Origin of the sequence: Kordiimonas sp. UBA4487 (assembly GCF_002389025.1) — a bacterium.
Taxonomy (GTDB): domain Bacteria; phylum Pseudomonadota; class Alphaproteobacteria; order Sphingomonadales; family Kordiimonadaceae; genus Kordiimonas; species Kordiimonas lacus.
Window position 1 is genome coordinate 354947 of the sequence record NZ_DGNR01000003.1, and the last position, 21878, is coordinate 376824.

At 53.9% G+C, this 21878-nt stretch carries 15 protein-coding genes; 14 read left to right on the plus strand and 1 reads right to left on the minus strand.

Annotation, left to right across the window (positions count from 1 at the left end):
• Window positions 1-2634, plus strand: coding sequence for an aminopeptidase N (pepN, locus tag B3Z17_RS03005; RefSeq protein WP_286828499.1), 2634 nt, complete (start codon window positions 1-3; stop codon window positions 2632-2634).
• Window positions 2635-2891: 257 nt separating this feature from the next.
• Window positions 2892-3293 (plus strand): helix-turn-helix domain-containing protein, encoded by a 402-nt coding sequence (locus tag B3Z17_RS03010; protein ID WP_068145015.1) that lies wholly within the window; start codon window positions 2892-2894, stop codon window positions 3291-3293.
• 96 nt (window positions 3294-3389) lie between these two features.
• Here B3Z17_RS03010 and B3Z17_RS03015 read toward each other — a convergent pair whose 3' ends face one another.
• A complete protein-coding gene (locus B3Z17_RS03015; RefSeq protein ID WP_286828500.1) occupies window positions 3390-5792 on the minus strand; it encodes a hypothetical protein in 2403 nt (800 codons plus the stop codon).
• 174 nt (window positions 5793-5966) lie between these two features.
• Here B3Z17_RS03015 and B3Z17_RS03020 point away from each other — a divergent pair, with 174 nt between their 5' ends.
• The 12 genes from B3Z17_RS03020 to B3Z17_RS03075 all read left to right on the plus strand — a co-directional run bounded on the left by B3Z17_RS03020 (window position 5967) and on the right by B3Z17_RS03075 (window position 21870).
• The gene (locus B3Z17_RS03020; RefSeq protein WP_286828501.1) at window positions 5967-6902 is read left to right on the plus strand and encodes a nicotinate-nucleotide--dimethylbenzimidazole phosphoribosyltransferase; all 936 of its coding nucleotides are present in this window, start codon (window positions 5967-5969) and stop codon (window positions 6900-6902) included.
• 147 nt (window positions 6903-7049) lie between these two features.
• The gene (locus tag B3Z17_RS03025; protein ID WP_286828502.1) at window positions 7050-8447 is read left to right on the plus strand and encodes a TIGR03013 family XrtA/PEP-CTERM system glycosyltransferase; all 1398 of its coding nucleotides are present in this window, start codon (window positions 7050-7052) and stop codon (window positions 8445-8447) included.
• Window positions 8448-8533: 86 nt separating this feature from the next.
• A complete protein-coding gene (gene prsT / locus B3Z17_RS03030; RefSeq protein WP_286828597.1) occupies window positions 8534-11281 on the plus strand; it encodes an XrtA/PEP-CTERM system TPR-repeat protein PrsT in 2748 nt (915 codons plus the stop codon).
• Window positions 11282-11284: 3 nt separating this feature from the next.
• Window positions 11285-12481, plus strand: coding sequence for a glycosyltransferase (locus tag B3Z17_RS03035; protein ID WP_286828503.1), 1197 nt, complete (start codon window positions 11285-11287; stop codon window positions 12479-12481).
• 7 nt (window positions 12482-12488) lie between these two features.
• Window positions 12489-13484, plus strand: a complete 996-nt coding sequence (galE, locus tag B3Z17_RS03040) for a UDP-glucose 4-epimerase GalE (protein WP_286828504.1) — start codon at window positions 12489-12491, stop codon at window positions 13482-13484.
• Between the two features lie 306 nt (window positions 13485-13790).
• Entirely contained in the window at window positions 13791-14420 is a 630-nt protein-coding gene (locus B3Z17_RS03045) for an XrtA/PEP-CTERM system exopolysaccharide export protein (protein WP_068307098.1), read from the plus strand.
• A gap of 48 nt (window positions 14421-14468) precedes the next feature.
• Window positions 14469-16100, plus strand: coding sequence for an XrtA system polysaccharide chain length determinant (locus B3Z17_RS03050; RefSeq protein WP_286828505.1), 1632 nt, complete (start codon window positions 14469-14471; stop codon window positions 16098-16100).
• Between the two features lie 16 nt (window positions 16101-16116).
• Complete coding sequence (locus B3Z17_RS03055) at window positions 16117-17313, plus strand: XrtA-associated tyrosine autokinase (protein ID WP_286828506.1); 1197 nt, start codon at window positions 16117-16119, stop codon at window positions 17311-17313.
• A 78-nt stretch (window positions 17314-17391) separates the two neighbouring features.
• Window positions 17392-18807, plus strand: coding sequence for a TIGR03016 family PEP-CTERM system-associated outer membrane protein (locus tag B3Z17_RS03060; RefSeq protein ID WP_286828507.1), 1416 nt, complete (start codon window positions 17392-17394; stop codon window positions 18805-18807).
• Window positions 18808-18813: 6 nt separating this feature from the next.
• A complete protein-coding gene (locus B3Z17_RS03065) occupies window positions 18814-19914 on the plus strand; it encodes an XrtA/PEP-CTERM system-associated ATPase (protein WP_286828508.1) in 1101 nt (366 codons plus the stop codon).
• Complete coding sequence (locus B3Z17_RS03070; RefSeq protein ID WP_286828509.1) at window positions 19904-20827, plus strand: XrtA system polysaccharide deacetylase; 924 nt, start codon at window positions 19904-19906, stop codon at window positions 20825-20827. Before B3Z17_RS03065 ends, B3Z17_RS03070 begins: the two co-directional genes overlap by 11 nt.
• Window positions 20824-21870 (plus strand): FemAB family XrtA/PEP-CTERM system-associated protein, encoded by a 1047-nt coding sequence (locus B3Z17_RS03075; RefSeq protein WP_286828510.1) that lies wholly within the window; start codon window positions 20824-20826, stop codon window positions 21868-21870. Before B3Z17_RS03070 ends, B3Z17_RS03075 begins: the two co-directional genes overlap by 4 nt.
• Window positions 21871-21878 lie beyond the last annotated feature (8 nt).

Here is a 21878-nt window from a genome sequence, read left to right on the forward strand (position 1 = left end):
GTGGATGTAAGGTCGGCGGCTTCCGCGCCCAAGCAGGAAATAAGGCTCGAGGACTATAAGGCTCCGGCCTTCACAATCGACAAGATCGACCTGACCTTTCGTCTTCATGACGATCATGCTGAGGTCGAGGCCCGCTCACTGTTCAAGATGCACGGTGATGCAGGAGGCGCCCTCCAGCTTGACGGCGGGCCCTATATGGACCTTCTGGCACTTGAAATAGACGGACAGCCGGTCCCTGCCGATCAATTTGTCAAATCTGCCGACTTCCTGCAGATACGGGCCGTACCGAAGACGTTTGAGCTGGGTATCATCACAAAGGTTTATCCTAAACAAAACACTCGCCTTGAAGGTCTGTACTTTTCTGGTGGAAACTTTTGCACACAATGTGAGGCAGAAGGCTTTCGCCATATCACCTATTTTCCGGACCGCCCTGATGTGCTGACCCGGTACATGGTTCGCGTCGAAGCCGACAAGGAGAGCTGTCCGGTTCTGCTCTCAAACGGTAACCCGAAGGAAAGCGGTGACCTTGAAAACGGGCGGCATTTCGCCGTTTGGGATGATCCGCACCTGAAACCCTCGTACCTGTTTGCCTTGGTAGCAGGGGACCTGGCATGTCAGAGCGACAGTTTCCGTACCGCTTCCGGCCGTCACGTAGAGCTGAATATCTTTGTTGCCGAGAGGGACCTGGACAAATGCGACTATGCGATGCAGTCGCTCAAGCGAGCGATGGTCTGGGACGAAGAGGTATACGGGCTTGAATATGATCTTGATGTCTACAACATCGTGGCTGTGTCGGATTTCAACATGGGGGCCATGGAAAACAAAGGCCTGAACGTCTTTAACACCAAGTATGTGCTGGCTAGCCCAGAAACGGCGACCGATGCTGACTTTGACCACGTTGAAGGCGTGATTGGACACGAATATTTCCATAACTGGACCGGCAACCGCGTTACCTGCCGGGATTGGTTCCAGCTGAGCCTCAAGGAAGGCCTCACCGTTTTCAGGGATCAGGAATTCTCCAGTGACATGACCTCTCGGGCGGTGAAACGCCTGGATGATGTGCGTGTCCTTAGAATGCTGCAGTATCCAGAGGACGCAGGACCGTTGGCGCACCCGGTTCGCCCAGAAAAATACATAGAAATCAATAACTTCTATACCACTACTGTCTACAATAAAGGCGCAGAGGTCATTCGTATGATGCATTGCATCATCGGACCAGGGGCCTTCCGCAAGGGCATGGACCTATATTTCGAACGCCATGATGGTCAGGCGGCGACGTGTGAAGATTTTGCGACTGCGATGGAAGATGCCAGCGGCGTTGATTTGAAGCAGTTTCGCCTGTGGTATTCACAGGCAGGCACGCCGAAAGTGGTCGTGCGGCGCGAAAGGGACGGAGAAGACCTAATCCTGACGTTTGAGCAGTCATGTGGAGCTAGCCCAGGTCAGGCGCTCAAACTGCCGTACCATATGCCTGTCCGGGTGGGTCTGATCGGCCCTAACGGCGGTGACGTCACAGGTGAAATTGAGGGAGACGGCGTCTGGAGCGCTTCCGAATGTGTTCTGCATCTCAGGAATGCACGGCAGTCCTTCCGTTTCAGGAATGTTCCTGAAGGTACCGTGCCGAGCATCCTTCGCGGGTTTAGTGCGCCTGTGGTCCTTGATCATGATCTCAGCGATGATGAACTGGCTTTCCTTGCTGTGCAGGATAGCGATGCCTTCGTTCGATGGGAAGCTTCGCAGGACCTATTCAGTCGACATCTGGTGAAACAAGTCGAGACGAATGGCGTGGGGCACCTGCCTGAGTTGTTGCAGCAGGTCTTTGTAGGGCACCTGGAAGACAAGGATACTGACCCGGCTTTGATTGCGGAGCTTCTGGCTTTGCCGAGTGAGATCGCCCTGGGGCAGAAACTGGATGTATTGATGCCAGAGCGGGTGCACGTTGCTCGCGAGGCCTTGGCCAAGGCGCTTGCTGGTGCGTCGTCGGAAAAGATCATCGCGCTTTATCACAGCCTGACAGCCGGGCACGGTTACACGCTGGATCAATCGGCAAAAGCTGCGCGCAGATTGCGGAATATGCTTCTGACCTATATTGCGTTGCTGCCTGATGGAGAGGCCATCATACAGGCACATTATGCCCAAGCCGATAACATGACAGACTGCATGGCAGCTCTGACCTTGATTGCGCACAGCGATTTTGCATTCAGAGACCAGACCTTGGCTGATTTCTATAGCAAGTGGCAGAAGAATGACCTTGTGATTGACAAGTGGTTTGCCGTTCAGGCCCAAAGCAAAAGGCCGGATACTGTAGCCAGGGTTCGGGCGCTGACCGAGCATGAAGCATTCACCTTCAACAACCCAAATCGGCTGCGATCGTTGATATCGACCTACTCAATGCTCAATCAGGTGCGCTTCCATGAGAAAAGTGGTGAAGGCTATCGGTTTCTTGGCGAAATGATCGCCAAAGTTGATGAAATCAATCCGCAGACAGCTGCGCGCCTTGTGGCGCCGCTGGGCCGCTGGGGGCGTGTCGAAGAGCCGCGCCGAGGTTTTATGAAGGATGCTCTGACATCTGTTCTTAAGGCCCCAAACCTGAGCGACGATGTTAGGGAGTTGGTAGAAAAGTCACTTGCATAAGAGAGTGGTGATTCGCGTAAAAAATGAAATTTCCCCGTGGGGAATGGCTAATGTGTCAGCTATATTAAGGATTGATAAACCTTTTCGCACTTTTTGGGCGAAATAATTAGTCTTTGATTTTTATATGTAATTGTCGGCCATGGTATTCTTCAGAATTGGAATCCAGCTGTCGGGGCCTCGGTGCTTAGACAATGTGCTAGTGATCGAAATAGCTGCAATCTATAATGATTAAAGCCAATCACCAGAGAGAGAGTATAATGAATAAGAGTCCTGATCCAATTGATGTACATGTTGGGCAACGCGTCCGTGCGCGTCGCAAAATGTTGGGTTTGTCACAAACTCAATTGGGGAACGAATTGGGTGTAACCTTCCAGCAAGTGCAGAAGTATGAGCGCGGCACCAACCGCATCGGCTCCAGTCGTCTTTTTAGAATGTCTACAACCCTTGATGTACCTGTGGCCTACTTCTTTGAAGGGGCGGAAACCAAACTACCAGGGTACAATGCGGCCATCGAAGGAATGGACGAAGATGCGTTCGAGCGCCAGGAAACGCAAGAGCTTGTCGAAGCCTATTACCGCATCGCTGATCCGCGTATTCGTAAGAAAGTGCTCGGCCTCGCCCGTCTGCTGGCTAGCGGCGTGGATGAGTACGGTATGTAACTAACTCTCTGCTCGAGACTCTTAATCAAAAAGCGCGGTAATTGGGGGCCGCGCTTTTTTTATTGTGATGGGATATAAGCTACCAGGGCTGCGCCCTTAGGCCTTCTTTTTGTGCTTCCTGCGTTCCCGCCGTGCAAGATAGATCAGCCCCGGCGCCAAAAGCAGGGCGCCAAGCGGTTCTGGCACGGAAACCACCCGGATTACCGCCGTATCCAAGCTGGTGAGGATGAAGTCGCCAGGCAGGAACAAGCGTCCGCCGGAAATCAGGTTCACGAATTCGCCGCTACCGAGCAAGCTACCGTCGTAGCGCACACGCAGTGTCACCTGGTAATTACCCGTGGCGTCAAAGCTTGTGCCATCGCCTGTTTGAATGAGCAAATTGGCGCCTGTTCCAAGCTCCTGGCCATTAAGTAGCCATACCAATTCGAACTCTGATGTATCGGTCAGATTACAGAGAGCCTCTGCTTCAAATGTGGAGGCGCAACCATCCAACTGGAAGTCCTCACCAAGAAGCACGGTGTCATATGTGCCAGCCTCTGCGGCCAGTTTTGGCTCAGGTGTCGGCTCAGGTGTCGGCTCGGGCGTTGGCTCCGGGGTTGGCTCAGGTTCTGGTTCCGGCTCCGGGGTTGGCTCCGGTTCCGGCTCCGGCTCTGGAGTTGGTTCCGGCGTCGGCTCGGGCTCGGGCTCCGGTTCTGGCGTCGGCTCCGGGGTTGGCTCGGGCGTTGGCTCTGGTGTTGGTTCGGGCGTTGGCTCCGGGGTCGGTTCTGGTGTTGGTTCCGGCGTCGTTGGGCCACCAATATCAGGAGTGCCATCATCCGGCTGTGGCGTTGGCGTTTCCGGTGTATCGTTCGGGTCTTCCGACGGGGTAGGCTCAGGCGCCGGGTCAGGCTCAGAGGCCGGCTCTGGCGTGCTCTCCGTGTTGGACGTTGATGGCTGTGGCGTGACCGCAGCTGCTTCCTGTGAAGGCAGGCCAGCAGATGCGTCGGCAAATGCCGCGCCGGGATCAATGATAGGCGTGTCTATCTCCAGCACGCTTTCGACCGTGATGTTCTGGCCGGCAGCAGGCGCAATCCGCTCGATGAACTCGGCGACTTCTTCCGCCAGTTCTTCTTCAATCTCGTCGGAAGGTTCTGGATAGATGATAACTGCGGTAATATATGTGTCCTGGCCACCGAGCTGGCGGAAATTGATCTTGAGCGTGCCATCAACCACTTCAACACGGGTAACAAGCATATGACCCGTTGCTGAACCACCGCCTCCAGCGCCTTCGAACTGCATGAAGGGCTGCGTGGCATCAAGTGAAAGGCCTGAAAGGCTGCTGATGCTGGCCAAGCTGACAGGACCACCGCCAAGCGTCAGATCATTGCCGAAGGACGTCTGAACCAGACGGCCGCTAGCACTGGCTTGCACTGTATAGGCCTGAGCATCGAACTGGGAATTATCGCTGGTTGTTGCGTTGGCACCAGTGCCATCTGTCGGTGCCGAAAGCCGGTCCGGCCCATTGGTGCCCAGCTTCATGACCGGGACCAGGTCGTCAGTTGCCCGGGTGTCCACCATGTTGACCTTGCCGCCGTTACGCTTGACGTCTACGCCAAAAGGATAAAGCGGGGACTGGCCGTTAGGGCGGGGCGCTGTAAGGATAACAACGCGGTAGCGGCCGTTGGGAACGTTGTTGGCGACAAACTGTTCCACATTGCGAACACCGTTCGACAGAATGGAAGGTCCCGTGTTAGCAGCTTCATCGCTCATCTGGTCGCCGATAAGCATCTTGCTTTCGGAGCTGACCCGTACAAACTTTTCATACGGTGTACTGCCCGAAGGCCCGAGATCCCAGCCCATGGCACCTTCTGTCAATTTGAAGTTTTCATCCAGCACAAAGGGCGCCATAAAGGCGGTCCAGTGGGTGCGGGCACCAGCCTCAATAATCAGGTTTGCGGCATCTGAAATGGTTGCGAGATCATAATCACCTGCCGCTTCTTCGATTTTCGTCAGCAGCGCGTCCATCCGTGCTTTGAGCGCATCTGAATCGCCCATCGCCTGGTTCAGATAGGACTGAACCACCTGAAAGCCCCATTCGTCAACGGCAAGGGCGCCTTCAACTGCTTCATCCAATGTAACAGTCGGGAAGGTCTCGATCCGCGCTTCTACGGGAGACCGGATCAGGTCAGCGCTTCTGGTGCCAGTAAGGTAGAAGTCTGCAGCCTGGTCGTCCGTATCACGAACAGGTGCTGTGTCAGGGGTACCGGAAACAACACTTCTCAGCGCCGGGCGGACAACCTTCAGCCGCCTGATACCTGGGATTTCCACCGGTGGCGGCGTTGTCATCACATATGTTGCAGGGGGGGGTAGCAGCCGGTCGCCGATTACCGGCGGCAACGTGTCATCAAGAATGCTCAATTCTTCTTCCTGCTGCCAGGCACCATATAATAGAGTGCCCGTTGCGACCGCTGTACCGGTCAGCAGGGTCGAGACAATCAGCGACTTATTGCTTTTCAGCATCCTTGGTTCCTCAACAACAAAAGTCTTTTGTTCAAATTTAACTTAATACACCATAATCACGTTTAACAAACGCATTTTGGTGGTATTCCTTGCTTTCTTCATTGGTTGCGGGCTAATCACTGGCCCATAACAGCACTCAATTGACCTCCAATTTATACTATGGATCATAAAAACATGTTAACTGGTCACCCCTTTGACGATCTTCGAGCTATTGCAGGCCAACTGCCAGAGCCCGATAATTGCGCTGCCAAGAAGGTCCGTGAAGCCCTTGAAAACAAGCCGCTGGATAGCGCCAGCGGTCTGGCAGGCTTAGCGAGCTGGATGGCGAGGTGGCAGGGAACAGCTGAGCCGACGATTGCTGAAAGCCACATCTGTGTGTTGGCTTCAAGCTACGAAGGGCATGATCCGTCGGTAGTGACCGGCTATATTGACGCGACCTCAAAGGGCGCTGCCGCGGTCAACCTGTTATGTGTCGACAAAGGCATAGGTCTGCGCGCCATCCAAATGGCGCCTGAAATGCCGCATTCAAATCAAACGGAATGGCCAGAACCCGATTGCATGGCGGCGGTCGCATTTGGCATGGAAGCAACTGCGGCTGGCGGCCATATACTGGGATTGACCGATATGGCGCCCGGAAATGCGGCGCGCGCGCTGGCGATTGTGATGGCGATCAAAGGCATAACAACGGACGATCCATTGCTTGAACTGGCTGACAGTGAAGTTGCGGCCGGGGCAAGGGCCCTGCTGGAAGATGGTATCGGCGCTGCGGACGATCCGCTTGAAATCATGCGGCGGATCGGTGGGCGTGAGATTGCGGCTGCAATTGGAGCACTGGTCGCTGCCAGAAGCCGTCGGTTGGCTGTACTGTCAGACGGCTGGGCGGCAATTGCAGCGACAGCAGTTCTTGAAGCAGTTACAGAAGGCGCGACAGAGCATGCTGTCCCTGCATCTGCAGATGATGCATTGCAGGAGGCGGTATGGGCCCGTCTTGGCAAGAAGCCAATCCTAGGCGTGCCTGTAGGTGGTGGGCCGGGATGCGGTATTGCAATGGCAGTGTCAGTCCTTGGTGCGGCTTCTGCAATGCTCGGCCTGCGGGATCAGCCTAAATAGCCTTATCTATGCCACAGAAGCAGCGTGAAACGGCACCCCAGGCTTGGCCGGGAAGTTATTGAATAGGAACAATAACTTGCATTTTCGTTTGTATTGCCTAGGCTTCGCACGAGGTGGGGAATTGTAAAGCGGCAGGGCGTATCAAAGATGGTTCGGATCTTTCGGCACTATGTATCGCCAATAAAGCTTGGTCTGGCGGCTATCGATTTTCTATTGATTTTAGGTGCGTCTATTGGCGCAGAATGGCTTCGTTATTGGTCGCTGGATCTTACCGGAGCCATGGACCTGGGGCTGGCGGCCTGGGCCGCAAAGGGCCTGCTGCCAACAGTAAGCCTTCCGGTTCTTATCGGTGTGGGAGTTTACCAATCTGAATCCCTCACAGATTTCCGCGTATTTTGGGTTCGATTGGCGGTAGGATTGCTGATTGGCGCTCTGGTTGCTGCGGCAGTTCTTTTTCTTGTGCCGACATTGCCTCTATGGCGTTCAATCATGGTGTTGGCCATTGTGTTGTCGAGCACCTTTCTGATGATCGCTCGCGGCATCTTCATGGCCTTTGGTAGCCCAGACTTTCTGGGAAGGCGCGTCTTAATACTGGGGGCGGGTAAAACGGCCCAGGATTTGATGCAATATACTGAAAGGGCGCGTGAAGCCGGCATCAACATCGTTCGTACAGTTGCGCTCCCCAATGAGCAGATATTGGTGCAAAATGCGGTGAAGCTGGAAGACATTTCCATGCTTGATGAATTCGCTAAAGACAATCATATCGAAATGATAATTGTGACGCAGGACGGTGCAAGTGCTGAACTTCCCTTGGAAGCGCTTATTGCCTGTAAGTTGGCTGGCATTGAAGTCAAAGATAGGCTTACGTGTTACGAACAAATTCGCGGCTATGTTGATGTCAGTTCAGTGAGCGCGGAGTGGATCATTTTTTCCGATGGATTCCAGGGCGCAACGGCGCTTGAAAGTGCCGGCAAAAGGATACTGGACCTGACAGTTAGTCTGCTCTTTGGGCTTCTTGTGAGCCCTTTGTTGATTGCTGCCGCTATTGCGATCAAGCTAACTAGCCGAGGGCCTGTTTTCTATCTGCAGGAAAGAGCCGGGTTGAATGGTAAGACCTTCCGGTTGGTGAAGCTGCGCAGTATGCGCGTTGATGCCGAAACACAAAGTGGGCCGCAGTGGGCAGAAGAAAAAGATCCGCGGATCACGCCAATTGGTGGTTTTCTGAGGCAATCCAGGTTGGATGAAATGCCGCAACTGTGGAATGTCTTCAAAGGTGATATGAGCTTTGTTGGCCCCCGTCCGGAAAGACCTTTTTTCGTGGACCAGCTTGAACAACAGATACCGTTTTTTAGGGAAAGGCACTGTGTCAAGCCCGGTATGACGGGCTGGGCGCAAATTCGCTACCCGTATGGGGCTTCAGTTGAGGATGCAAAGCGCAAACTTGAATACGACCTTTATTATATCAAAAACTATTCTTTGTTTCTGGACTTGTTGATTATCATCCAGACCGTAAGGGTAGTTCTTTTTCCAGCTGGGGTAAGGTAAGAGGTATGCAGCCAGGCAGCACAGTTTCAGTCCAACTTCAGGCAGCTGGGAAACGGTTGAGGGAAGGGGTTGCGGCCTTCGCCTTAATGGCGATTGCCGGGACAAGTGGTGTTGTGGCCCAATCTGGCAAGGAAGATGTCCGGGTCCTTATCGATTCAGGAGATTTTGAGGCCGCAATCCGACGCATTGAGCAGATCCAACAGGGCGGTCAGGCCGATAGCGAGCTCTATATCCTACTCTCTCGCGCTTATATCCAGACTGGTGCCGGGATTGCAGCCGAGGCAGCAATCGAACGTGCACGCCGCCTTGGGGCAGACTATGCCCAAACGGCTGTGTTGTTTGCCAAAACGAAGCTGCTGCAGGGCAAGTTTTCCGACGCTATTGGTGCATTGCGCGGTGTCAACATTCCATCAGTTCAACGTGCAGACTCATATGTTGTGCTAGGGGACGCAAACTTTGCGCTCAGAAAGTATGACGAAGCGCACAAAAACTATGAATTGGCACGTGCGGCTGATGATAGTAATTTCCAGGCCTATCTAGGGCTCTCGCGCCTGGGTCTTCAAAACGGGCGTCTGGACCAGGCGGCAGATTATGCGCAGAAAGCTGCCGTGCTAGCACCGGACAATACCATGGTCCGCTATACTGAGGGGCTGATTGCCCGGTATCAAGGCAACATAGCTGCGGCGGAAGAGTATTTTCTCGAAGCGCAGAAACTATTTCCCGGCAATATTCTGGCCAACATAGAATTGGCGGCGATGCGTATCGACCAAGGCAGGATTGAGGACGCGCAGACGTATCTGGACGCTATATATGCTGCAGCGCCCAAGCATCCAATGGCGCTATATCTATCGGGCACAATCCTCGCTCGCCAAGGCCGATATGAAGAAGCGAATACACTTTTGAATTCGGCACGGGTTGTTACCGAAAATTACTTGCCGGCGATCTATATTCGAGGTCTTGTAGCCTACGAGCTGGGCAACCTAAGCCAGGCAGAAGAGCTGCTGCAAAAGGTTGTCAGTGCTCGCCCTGCTAGCTTACCTGCTCGGTTGACACTGGCATCGGCCTACCTGAAACAAGAACAACCCCAGGCGGCGCTCAACACACTGAGGCCCGCATTGGAAGCCAGGCCTGATGATCCAAATATTCTAGCAATTGCGGCTGCAGCCACCATGCGTTTGGGGGACATTGAGAATGGAAAAATTCTCTACGAGGCCTTGGCCGCTAAAACGGGTGGGGAAGCAGGGCTTAACGATATCGATCTGATTGCTAAGTTGGCGCTGGCAAAGTTCGTTGCTGGCCAGACGGGGGATGCCTTGTCGACGCTGGCTCAGGCGGTTCAGAACCAGCAGGCGAACCTGCGCAGCCTGGCCATTCTTGCGGGGATGCAAATTCGCGAGGATGATCTTGATGCCGCTGAGAAGACGATTGCGAGCATGTTGGCCTTCGCACCGGATCGTGGCCTTGGGTATAACCTTAAAGGGTCGCTTGAATTCAAGCGTGGTCAGTATGCAGCGGCTGCGCGGTCTTTTGAAGCTGCCTATTCCCGAAATCCTGAATATTACACGGCGCTCAGGAACAAGGCGCTGTCGCAAATTCAACTTGGTCAGTTTGGCAATGCAGAAAAGGACCTGAAACGACTCCTTGAAGTTACCCCCAATGACGCCAGGGCTAAAGCGATGCTGGGGCGCACGCTGCTGCGGCAAAACAAGCCCGCAGAGGCTGTGGAATATTTTAGCGCCGCTGTCAGGGCGATCCCCAACTCTGTGGATGTATGGGCTGATTATTCGGAAGCTCTTGGTGGTGCCGGCAAGACGGCAGATGCGATCTCTCAGGCCAAGGATACAGCGGTCATGGCTGCAGACCGGCCAGACTTGCTGCGCCGCATGGGAGAGCTTTTGCTGCAACTGGGTGAGGCTCGGCTGGCGGTGCGGCCCTTGTCACGATATGTCGCCTATTATCCCGAAAGTGGCGAAGCTCATTTGCTGCAAGGCCGGGCGATGCTTGCAATAAAGCTTTATACAGGATCGAAAACCGCATTCCGACGAGCCTCGCAGGCTAGAGAGAGCAAGCCAGACGAAGGGGTGTTGGACTGGTATATATTTGCCGCGGACGCGCTTTCAGAACGATTTGACGAGGCGATGGCGCGCCGGAGTGGCCTGAAGCCGGGCAAGAGGCCCGCAGATGTTTCCGCCGGCGTTGTTGGAGATTTGTTATTGCGGTCAGGGCGGCCAGAGGAGGCTGTCGAGGCCTATAGAGCAGCCATGACGACCGCGAATAGTAGTGATCTCTATCTGGGCCTCGCCCGTAGCTATGAGCAATTGGGCGACAAGGCTGCAGCGATTGCAACTTTGGAAGGTTTCATAAGCAAAACGCCCGTTAGCAGGGATGCGCGGCTCATGTTGGGTGGGTTATATGTCAGCCAGGGCCGAACTGGCGCAGCCATCAAGCAATATGAATCCATTCTGCGCAATGGTGTAGCCGATGCTCATGTCGCTGCGGTTCTTGCTCTGGCCTATATGGAAGACGGTAACAGCAAAAGCGTCCCATTGATTGAGCGAGCATACCTTATCCGACCGGAAGACCCCTTCATCCTGGATGCCTATGGTTGGATTCTTCTGCAGGCGACCCGCGATACATCCAAATCGATACCTGCGCTTGAGCTGGCGACGCGCAGGGCGCCCGCAGAGGCTCTGTATCGTTACCATTTGGGTATGGCCTACCTTGCAAGGGGCCGCCGAAACGATGCTGAAGCCGCTTTCGAGGCTGCACTGCAGCTTGACCCCGACTTCAGTCAGGCCGCGGATGCCAGGCGCCAGCTTGAACTTTTGCGTTAAACATTGGAATTTGGTTGTAAGAAATTGAAAATAATTACTTTTTCAAGTTTGTTCCCCAATGCGGAACAGCCAAGTTTTGGTGTGTTTGTCGAGAACCGCCTCAGGCATCTTCTGCGGGACACAGATATCGAAGCTCAGGTGATTGCTCCGGTCCCCTGGTTTCCTTTCCGACATCGCATGTTCGGACGCTATGGTGCTCTCGCCTGTGTGCCGGCCCATGAAAAGCGTCACGGTGTCAATGTGTTTCACCCACGGTTTCTGGTCCTACCCAAGATAGGGATGAGACTGACGCCTTGGTTTCTCGCACGTGCTGCTGCGAGGCAGTTAAGGGCGCTTCAGCAAACAGGGTTCGATCCAGACCTGATTGACGCCCATTATCTATATCCGGACGGTGTCGCTGCGGCCATGCTGGGCCGCGAGTTCGGAAAACCAGTGGTTATGACGGCGCGGGGCAGCGATGTAACAGAGATTGGCAGAAGTCAGCCTTTTCGAACCAGGATATTAGGAGCTGCTAGCCAATGCAGCCATATCATCACTGTCAGCAACAGTTTGCAGGAAGAATTGACTGAGATTGGTGTTACCACCCCCATGACAACACTGCGAAACGGTGTCGATGCAGAACGCTTTAATATTCTTCCAGGTGCTCCCAACAAACCCAACGGGCGTGACGACTTTCATATTGTTTTCGCTGGCTGGCTGATCCGTCGCAAGCGCGCAGACCTGGTGATCAAGGTGGCAGATCTATTACCTGGAGCGCGAGTTACCTTGGTGGGGGATGGCCCCGAACGTCCTGCACTTGAGGCGTTGGTGCAGTCGTTGGGATTGGACGACCGCGTCACATTCCTCGGGCAACAGGCACCGGAAAGGATGCCGGAGCATCTTGGTGGCGCTGATGTCCTGATGTTACCGTCTGAGCGTGAAGGCTGGGCAAATGTATTGCTTGAAGCTATGGCCTGCGGTACGCCGGTTGTCTCGAATGCGGTGGCGGGGGCGCTCGACCTGGTCACCGTACCGGAAGCAGGGCGGTTGGTTCGCGGTCAGAGCGCAGAAGCATACGCTGATGCAGTCACGGACCTTATCGCAAATCATCCAGGGCGCGACGCGGTTCGGCGCTATGCCCAACAGTTTGGCTGGCGAGAAATCTCCATGGGACAAAAGGCGATTTTTGAGGCGGTGGTAGAAGAATTTTCAGGAAGGTAGTCTTTCGGTGGGTAAGGGTAACAGCATTCTGGTAACTGGTGGGGCTGGCTATATTGGCGGTCAAACCGTTCTGGCGCTTCTTGATCAGGGTTTTGAGGTATGTGTGCTTGATGATTTATCGACAGGCCATCGCAATGACTTTCTCGCGCGAACGCATTTCTATGAAGGGCGGGTGCATGACCAAGCACTGGTGAAAAACGTGTTGGTGCGGCATGGCATTCGTAGCGTTCTACATTTTGCAGGTTCAATTAAAGTTGATGAATCTGTCTCCAACCCTTTGAAATACTATGAGAATAACACAGAAGGCAGTCGCGCCCTGATCGAGGCCTGTGTGGCCGGGGGCGTGGAAAATTTCATCTTTTCATCGACAGCTGCTGTATACGGAACAACGCCGGGTCGCCCGGTATCGGAAAAGGATACGACGTTTCCACTCAATCCATATGGTTGGTCTAAACTATTCACGGAGCGGTTGCTGGAAGACGTCGCGGCGACAGGGGCACTTAAATATGGGATTTTCCGCTACTTCAACGTGGCGGGGGCCGACCCAGATATGCGGCACGGCCAATATCAGGAAAAGCCCGTGCATTTGATTGGGCGAGCCATTGATGCTCTTTTGGGCGGGGCGCCGCCGCTGACGGTCTTCGGCAAAGCATTGGCTACGCCCGACGGCACGGGAGTACGAGACTATATTCATGTGGCCGATGTCGCTGATGCCCACGTCGCCCTGTTGGCCTACCTGGAAGAAGGTGGTGAAAGCCGGCGACTGAACCTGGGCTATGGCAAGGGGTATAGCGTGCTTGAGGTTGTCACGGCGTTGAGTGAGATAGCCGGCAGGGACGTGCCTTGTGAATTTGGGGCCGCGCGCGCTGGTGAAGCACCTTGTGTCGTCGCAAACGTCGCGGCCTTGCGAGGGGTGCTGAATTGGCAGCCAAAGCATGATACGCTGGGTCAAATATTAAGGCACTCTCTTGATTGGCAAGAAGCGCTGGCAGCCAAAAGGTAAGGATAAGGCTCTGGAAACACTATATTTTATAGGATTTTGCTTCTTTGCTGCTTGGCTTGTCTATTGGATGGTCAAGAATGATGACTATGACGACTTTTCCGGCGATGAAGACAATAGCAAGTTCAATATGAGTCAAAATAAAGAGGAAAGAGACCGCTAAACCATTAGATATCGCTGGTTTCTTACAACCTAAGTCTTTAATAAAGCGCTTGATTTATTTGGAATCTGCTTGGCATATTGCCCAGATAGTGCTGAATGCACGGTAAATGATATGAATTGAGGAAAGAAGGGCTTGTGACAGCGGCATTGAAATTGTGGGCTAGGCTTTTTGTGCTGATAGCTGGAGCCAGCCTGTTAAGTGGTTGTTATTTCTTCAATTGGCCAGACAGGCTGCCCCCTGCACCCTTCGTGCCGCCCGATGAGGGGCCGGGGCCGAACTATGTGATCGGACCAGGCGACGGACTAAGTGTCCATGTTTGGCGAAGCCCGGAGCTTTCTGTGATTGTAACCGTTCGCCCGGATGGACGCCTGACCATGCCGCTCGTGGAAGATCTGCCTGCGACGGGCAAGACACCGAGCCAGTTGGCGCGGGATATTGAAGAGCAGCTTGGCGTATACATCACTCAGCCGATCGTGACCGTTGTTGTTCAGAACTTCTTCGGTCCTTTCTCGCAGCAAGTGCGCGTGGTGGGCGAGGCGGCAAGCCCGCAGGCTATTCCCTACCGCGCCAACATGACGCTTCTGGACGTCATGATCCAGGTTGGCGGTCTGACGGAATTTGCGGCGGGCGACCGCGCAACGCTTGTTCGTTTCGAGAATGGCGAGCAAAAGGAATATGGGCTTAAGATTGAATCGTTGCTCAAGGACGGTGAAATTGACGCAAACGTCAAGATTTTGCCGGGTGACGTACTGATTATCCCTGAGAGCATTCTGTAGTATACTGTTGGCTGCAGGACATAAATTGTTGGTATCGGAGTAAGGCGAATGGCTGTTCAGCAGTCCAGTTTACATGATATATATCAACAGGTTAAAGCCATTGCATACGGTATTTGGCGGAAGCGTTGGTATATGCTTGGAACGACCTGGTTGGTCAGCCTGTTGGGCTGGGCGCTAGTAGCCACGATGCCTTACAAGTATGAAGCGTCAGCTCAGATATTCGTTGATACTGAGACTATTTTGCCAACTATCGCGCGGGAGATGGGCATCAACGTTGACTTGATGCGCAAGGTGGAGATTGTCCGCAGGACTGTTGTAACCCGCGCCAATCTGGAAAAGATCATCCGGCGCTCGGACTATCTTGATCAGTTGGCTCGCACGGATAAAGACCTTGATGCACTAGTCGGCCAGTTGACACGCGATATTCGCATCTTCTCGCTTGATGAAGGCATGTTCCGCATTCATTATTCGATCGATGATGACAGGCTTAGTGACCGTCAGCGGGCAGAGGTGGCGAAACGAGTAGTCGCGAACCTTTTGGCGTTCTTCCTCGAACGGAATACCGAAGACGGGCGCCAGAAATCCGATAGCGCAATCGAATTTATCGACCAGAAAATTCAGGAATACGCCCAGAAGCTATCGGATGCGGAAACCTCAGTCGCCAAGTTCCAACAGGATAATATTGAGTATCTAGGGTCTGCGGGCAGCTTTATCCAGCGACTGGACAGCGCCAAAGCAGACCTTCGCAAAACCACAAGCCTGATTGCCGAAGCGCAGGTAACGCACGACACCCTTGAGCAACAGATCAAGAACGTTCCTGCAACAATTCGGGAAGCCCGCTCTAGCAGGAGTGGCTCCAGAGGCGGGGACCAGGATCCTCTTGAGGAGCGCATTGCCGACCTTGAGAAGAAGCTGGATCAGCTAAGGGTTCTTGGCCTCAAAGACCGCCACCCAGACGTTGTCAATGTGACCCGTCAGATTGATGCACTCAAAAGAGAGTTGCAGGACAAGCAGGATGCCCTGGCTGCGGAACTGCAGGGGTCGGCAGATGCTGGCCGTAATTCAAACCTGACAACGGAAACACCGAACCGCCTGTATGAGCAACTGATGCTGCAGATCATCCAAACCAGGACAGAGCTGCAGACGCTCAAGCAGCGCGAAAGCGACCAACGCAGGACGGTTGCTGAGATGGAAGAGAAGGCAAAGCGGGTACCGGAAATCGAAGCGCAGGAAAGTAAGCTGAAGCGCGACTATATTTCCTTGCGCCAGCAGTATAACGAGTTTGTACAGCAGAAGCAGGACTTGGATCTTCGCGCTGATGTCGAGGCAACTGATGAAGCCATGTCACTCCGTGTTGTTGAAGAACCCATCACACCGCAAAGTCCAAGCGGACCGCCGCGCCTGATATTCTTTGCCGGCGTTTTTGTTGGATCGCTGATTGCGGGCATCGGTGTGGCACTGGTGCTGTCCCAGTTGCGCCCGGTTGTGATTACTGTTGATCAGTTACGGGCACATTTCGACCTGCCCATTTTGGGCAATGTGACCAAATCCATGTCCGAGGACGAAAACCGTCGCCGTAGTATCGATCTGCTGTCCTTCGCGGGCGGGGTTATGCTGTTGATGATAATCTTTGTATCCCTGCTTGCGTTCGATATTTTCGGCGCGCCGACGGTAGGATAAGGGTGAGTGTTGCGTAATGGATCTTATTGAGCGGGCAGCGCAAAAAGAAAAGAAAAAGAAGGAGGGCAGTGGTTCTCTGGTAGAGCGCGCTGCTGAACGTGCTGCTTCAAAGCCGTCCAAGGCGCAGGGGATTGGTATTGGTAGCCCCAATAAGCCAGAGCAGCGGTCTGATCCGTCATCACTAAACCCTGCAGCACAGCAGGAAGAGAAGCCCAAGCAGTTTCGTGGCATTGGCCAGCCAGGAAGCCCACGCTCGGAAGCTAAAGATTCTGCTCCTGAACCGAAGAAGGGTGTGGGGGGTATTGGGTCGCCAGAAGCGCGGCGTAGCACAGCAGATCGTCTGGCTGACAAAATTGGTGACAGGCCGCTTCCGGTGCAGCCACCGAGCCCGGCAGAACCGCCTAGGTCCGACGAGTTGGACATTCCACTCCCACCCAAGCCAGAACAAGTGGGTAAGGCCCGCAGGGCAGGGTCTGGTAAGCGCAAGGACCAGGAAATTGACCTGATGGCGCTTAGAGAAGCTGGCTATATTACGCCAGACATGCCGCCAAACCTGATGTCTGAAGAGTTCAGGATCATCAAACGCTCGATCCTGTTGAATGCGTTCGGTAAGGAACGTCGGGTTAACAACGGCAATGTGGTACTGGTTACCAGCTCAAATCCTGGTGAGGGCAAGTCTTTTTGCGCGATTAACCTGGCGCTGTCAGTAGCAACTGAGCAGGATACGACAGTGCTTTTGATTGACGCCGACTTCTCAAAGCCCGAGGTCCTGAACCGCCTGGGGGTCAGTGGTGGCCGGGGCTTGATGGACGTGGTTGCCGACGACGAAATTGAAATTGGTGACTGCCTGATCAGGACCAATATCCCGAACCTTGTTCTTTTGCCTGCCGGTCGCCAACATAATCTTACGACCGAGCTCCTTGCCAGTGAACGGATGGAAAAAATCGTGAGTGAGATTGGTTCGCGCTATCCAGACCGACTGGTCATTTTTGACTCGCCGCCCGTGCTCGCCAGCTCTGCTGCTTCTGTACTGGCGCTCTATATGGGCCAGACAATCTTTGTCATTGAGGCAGAGAAAACGACAGAGCCGCAGATCAAGGAAAGCTTGAGCATGATCAGTGCCTGCGAGCATATCAATCTGCTCCTTAACAAGACCCGTTACAGCGGTAGCAACAAGAAATTTGCATCATATTACGGTTACGGCGGGCGATAGGGGAAACGCTAGGTGGGGGCTGTCTCCAGCAACATCCAATCAATCAGGTGCTTGTCCCTGGGTGCCTTGGCGCTTGGCTTGGGGGCCGAGCTGCAGGCAGCCTATGCGCAGCATGTCTGGTTTGACCCGAGGGTAGAATCCAAACTGGCCTACTCCGACAATTCGCTCCTGACAGAAGCGAACAGGCAATCTGACCTGGTGCTAAATTTTGCGCCTGGCCTGAACACCAGGATTGAAGGCCGTAAACTACGTGGTGCGCTGGACTATTCGTACGATTACCTGCGCTTCATGTCTGATGGGTCGACCGAAGGCCGTCACAATCTTTTTGGCACCTTTGATATGGATGTTTGGGAAGATCATCTGACTGTCAATAGCCGGGCCAGTCTGCGACAGGTATTCTTGGACCGCGGCGGTAGCCTGTCGAAAAGTATTGCGAATAAAAGTAGTAACCGGCGATTGGTGCAGAGTTACACGGGCAGTGCAATCCTCAAAGGGACGATCAGGAACTATGCAGACTGGCGGGTCAGCTACCGATATGGGCTGACGCTGAGTCCGGCTGACAACCTTGATGATGAAACCATTACGTCCAATTTTTCGGATACGCAGACCCATGAAATAAGAGCGTCCTTGGGCTCAGGTCAGCGGTTCAACAATCTGGAATGGCGGCTCTTTGCGACCAGTCAACGCAGTCAACGGAGCTTGGAAGTTAATGACTTTACGTCAGAAACTGCTGGCGGTGAACTCAATCTGAAATTCAGCCGGCATTTTGCGCTTCTTGGCTCGCTTGGTTACGCCAGCAACGGCCTGCAGTCATCGGCGCTTGCCGCTGATGGCATTTCGTGGGAGACGGGATTTCGCCTGACGCCCGGCAGTAAGCTTGACCTGACCATGAAATGGGGCAAGGAGGGCAACCGTACCAAATGGTATGGGCGGTTGCAGCATTTCTTCTCGGTCCGGCTGGATTTGGCAGCAACCTATACCGACACAATTACGTCGAACGCGATTGTCCTGAATGACAATCTGCAGTCTCTGCAGTTTGACCCGTCAAGGGGCATTATTGACTCACAAGGCTTACCAGTTGACGAGACAGACCCCAGCTTTTCGTTATCGGATGTTGATTTCCGTCGCCGGAACGTCAATGCGGTACTAACCTGGCGACACAAGCGTTCGCAGCTTTATGTGAACGGGAATATGGAGTGGCGCACCTTTGACGATAGTTCCGGGACTGCCGCTTCTTGGGGGCTTTCCACCGGGTTCAAGCGAAGTATAAATAAAAACACTGATTTATCTGGAACAATAAGCTATCGTCGCAGTAGATTTGAGGACGGAGTTCGGGTAGATAACTACATTGTGGGGAGCTTGGATTGGTCAAAGCGTCTGTCTAAGTATTTTACTCTTGCAGTAAATGCTAGCCACAGTCAGCGACAGTCGAACGAGCAAGGCTCGGATTTGATGGAAAATGCTTTGACCCTGTATCTAAGAGGGACGTTTTAAGGCGGTATGTACGAAAGTTTTTATAATTTGCAGGGACGGCCGTTTCAGCTGACGCCGGATCCTCGATTTTATTTCAGTTCGCGCACGCACAAGAAGGCGATGGCTTACCTTACCTATGGTTTGAACCAGGGGGAGGGTTTTATCATCGTTACCGGCGATATCGGTACTGGTAAAACGACCTTGGTGCGTCACCTGTTTGAAACGCTCGACCGCAACGAGTTCATCGCTGCGATGATCGTGAGTACCCAGCTTAGCGCGGAAGATCTACTGCGTAGCGTGGTTGCAGCTTTCGGGCTGGATGCCCAGGCGGAAGACAAAGGCCAGCTTTTGGCGCGCCTTGAAAAATACCTGAGGGAACAGTTCCAAATGGGCCGCCGTGCCCTTCTTGTTGTGGATGAAGCGCAAAACCTGTCGAATGCGGCGCTTGAAGAAATGCGCATGCTGTCCAACTTCCAGGAAGGCGATAAGGCATTGTTGCAAAGCTTCCTTGTGGGCCAGCCAGAGTTTCGCGAACGGATTTTTGCTGCCCCAGAGCTAGAGCAGTTGCGGCAACGTGTGATCGCGACCCACCATCTTGAGCCGATGGAAGAAGAGGAGCTCGCGGGCTATATCGAGCACCGCCTGCACCTTGTGGGATGGGACAATGACCCTTGCTTCACAGCTGACGCTGTTGAAGCGATTTACCAGCATAGCGCTGGTGTGCCGCGTCGCCTGAATACCCTTTGTTCGCGGATACTCCTGTATGGTGCGCTTGAGGAAATTCATACAGTTGACGCTGAAACCGTTGATGCAGTGATTGCGGATATGGCCAGCGATACGCGCCAGGTAACACCGACCTCCTCGGCGATCCAGCGGCCGAAGGCGGCGCCCGTTAACCTGCAAAATGATCCGTCGTTACCTCTTGAGAAGTCCAGTGGTGGTAGCTCTGGTAAATCTTCGTCTGCCAAGTCTAAGGATGAGGACAGCGGTAATGACAAAGAAAAAGAAGAAATGCAGAACCGCATCAACCAGCTTGAGAATATGATGAAGTCGCAGGACGAAACCCTCAAGCAATTGACCAATTTGATGGCTCAGCTTGCCGGTGGCGGTGCAAAGGATGACAAGTAGGGACGCATCAATCCTTACGTCGATTGAGCCTGTCGCGGCCGGCACCAACTTTGGCGACCGATCCGCCTTCTCCGTGGACGTTGAAGAATGGTTTCAGGTGGGTGCGTTTGAAAACACACTTCACCGGGAAGACTGGCCCAGTCTTGAAAGCCGTGTTGAACGCCAAACGCACAAGGTGCTGGAGCTTCTGGACAGGCACCGGGTCAAGGGTACCTTCTTTTGTCTAGGCTGGGTGGTTGAACGGCATCCGCTGTTGATCAAAGCCATTCACGACGCTGGGCACGAGGTTGCCTGCCACGGCAGGGATCACAAGCGCCTTTTTACCATGACCCGAGGTCAATTTCTTCAGGATGTGGCTGGCGCCAAGGCGCAACTGGAAGACGCCACAGGTGTGTCGGTTAAAGGCTACCGAGCCCCCAGCTTTTCCCTGAGGCCAGATACCTGGTGGGCTTATGAATGCCTTGAGGACCTCGGGTTTCACTATAGTTCCAGTATCTATCCCATTCAGCATGACCATTATGGGATGCCGGAAGCCCCGCGACGGCCTTTTTGGCCTATTGGGGCCGGACGAATACTCGAGGTGCCGATGAGCGTCTACCGTCTGGGTCGGGCGTGGCCGGCTTCGGGTGGCGGATATTTTCGCCTTTTACCATACATGTTAGGGAAGGGGCTGTTCAGCTTGAGCGTCCGACAATCGGGTTTGCCGGGTGTTTTCTATATGCATCCGTGGGAAATGGACCCGGGCCAGCCTTATGTTGGGAATGCTCCATGGCTTTCCCGCTTCAGGCATTATACTAATCAGGCCCGAATGGCCAAAAAAGTTGGCCGCTTGTGCGATAGCCGAAAATGGGCCCGCATGGACGAAATATATGGCGGTATGTTTGCCCAAGCTGGCCAGGCAGGTAATCCATGACAGTGCGCGTGCGGCATCTTGATGCAGCTTCTTGCGCTGCCTGGGATGCTTTTGTGGCACAGCACCCTGATGGAACCTTCTGTCACCGCGCCGGTTGGAAAAAGGTCATTGAAGCTGGAGCAGGGCATGAAAGCCCATTCCTTGTCGCTGAACAGGATGGATCGCTTGTTGGGGTGTTGCCGCTAACGCTCAGGCGCAGTTTGTTGTTTGGAAAACAAGCCAGCTCCACTATGTTTGGCGTGTATGGTGGCCCACTCGCAGGGAGCGATGAAGCCTATGACGCGCTTGATGAAGCAGCCTGGAACCTTGCTCGTGATGCCGGCTGCGACACGCTGGAATACCGCACTATTCGGCCACGCCATCAGGCCACAGAGGGATGGCAAACTGTGCCGGGGAAAGCCGCAACCTTCATTCGCGATCTGGCGTCGGGCGATGAGCAGGATATCTTGTTGCAGATCCCGCGAAAGCAGCGCGCCGTTGTTAGGAAATCGCTTAAACAAAATATCGTAAGTGATTGGAATGCAGGCATAGATGAGTTTTACCAGTTTTATGCCTATTCAGTGCATGGACTGGGGACGCCGGTATTTCCTAAGCGGCTTTTTACGGCCTTCAAAGCGGTCTTCGAGGACGACGTTCTGGTCCAGGTTATCCGTGATGCAGGCGGTAAAGGCGTGGCCAGCCTGATGAGCTTTCGCACGCGTGACACAGTGCTGCCTTTCTATGCAGGCGGCAGTGCGCAGGCCCGTTCGTTGGCCGCGCACGACTTTATGTATTTTGAGCTGATGAAACGAGCTCAGGCAGATGGGCTCTCAAAGTTTGACTTCGGTCGCAGCAAGATCGGTACCGGTCCCTTTAACTTCAAAAAAAACTGGGGGTTCGAGCCCACGCCACTGGAATATGAATACAGGCTGGCGCCGGGCGCCAACGTGCCAGATATTTCGCCGCAAAACCGAAAGTTCAGCCTGGTAATCGAGGCGTGGAAGCGGCTGCCGCTGGGTGTCGCAAATCTGATTGGCCCGCCGATCGCGAAGCATCTGGGATAGGGGGCAGG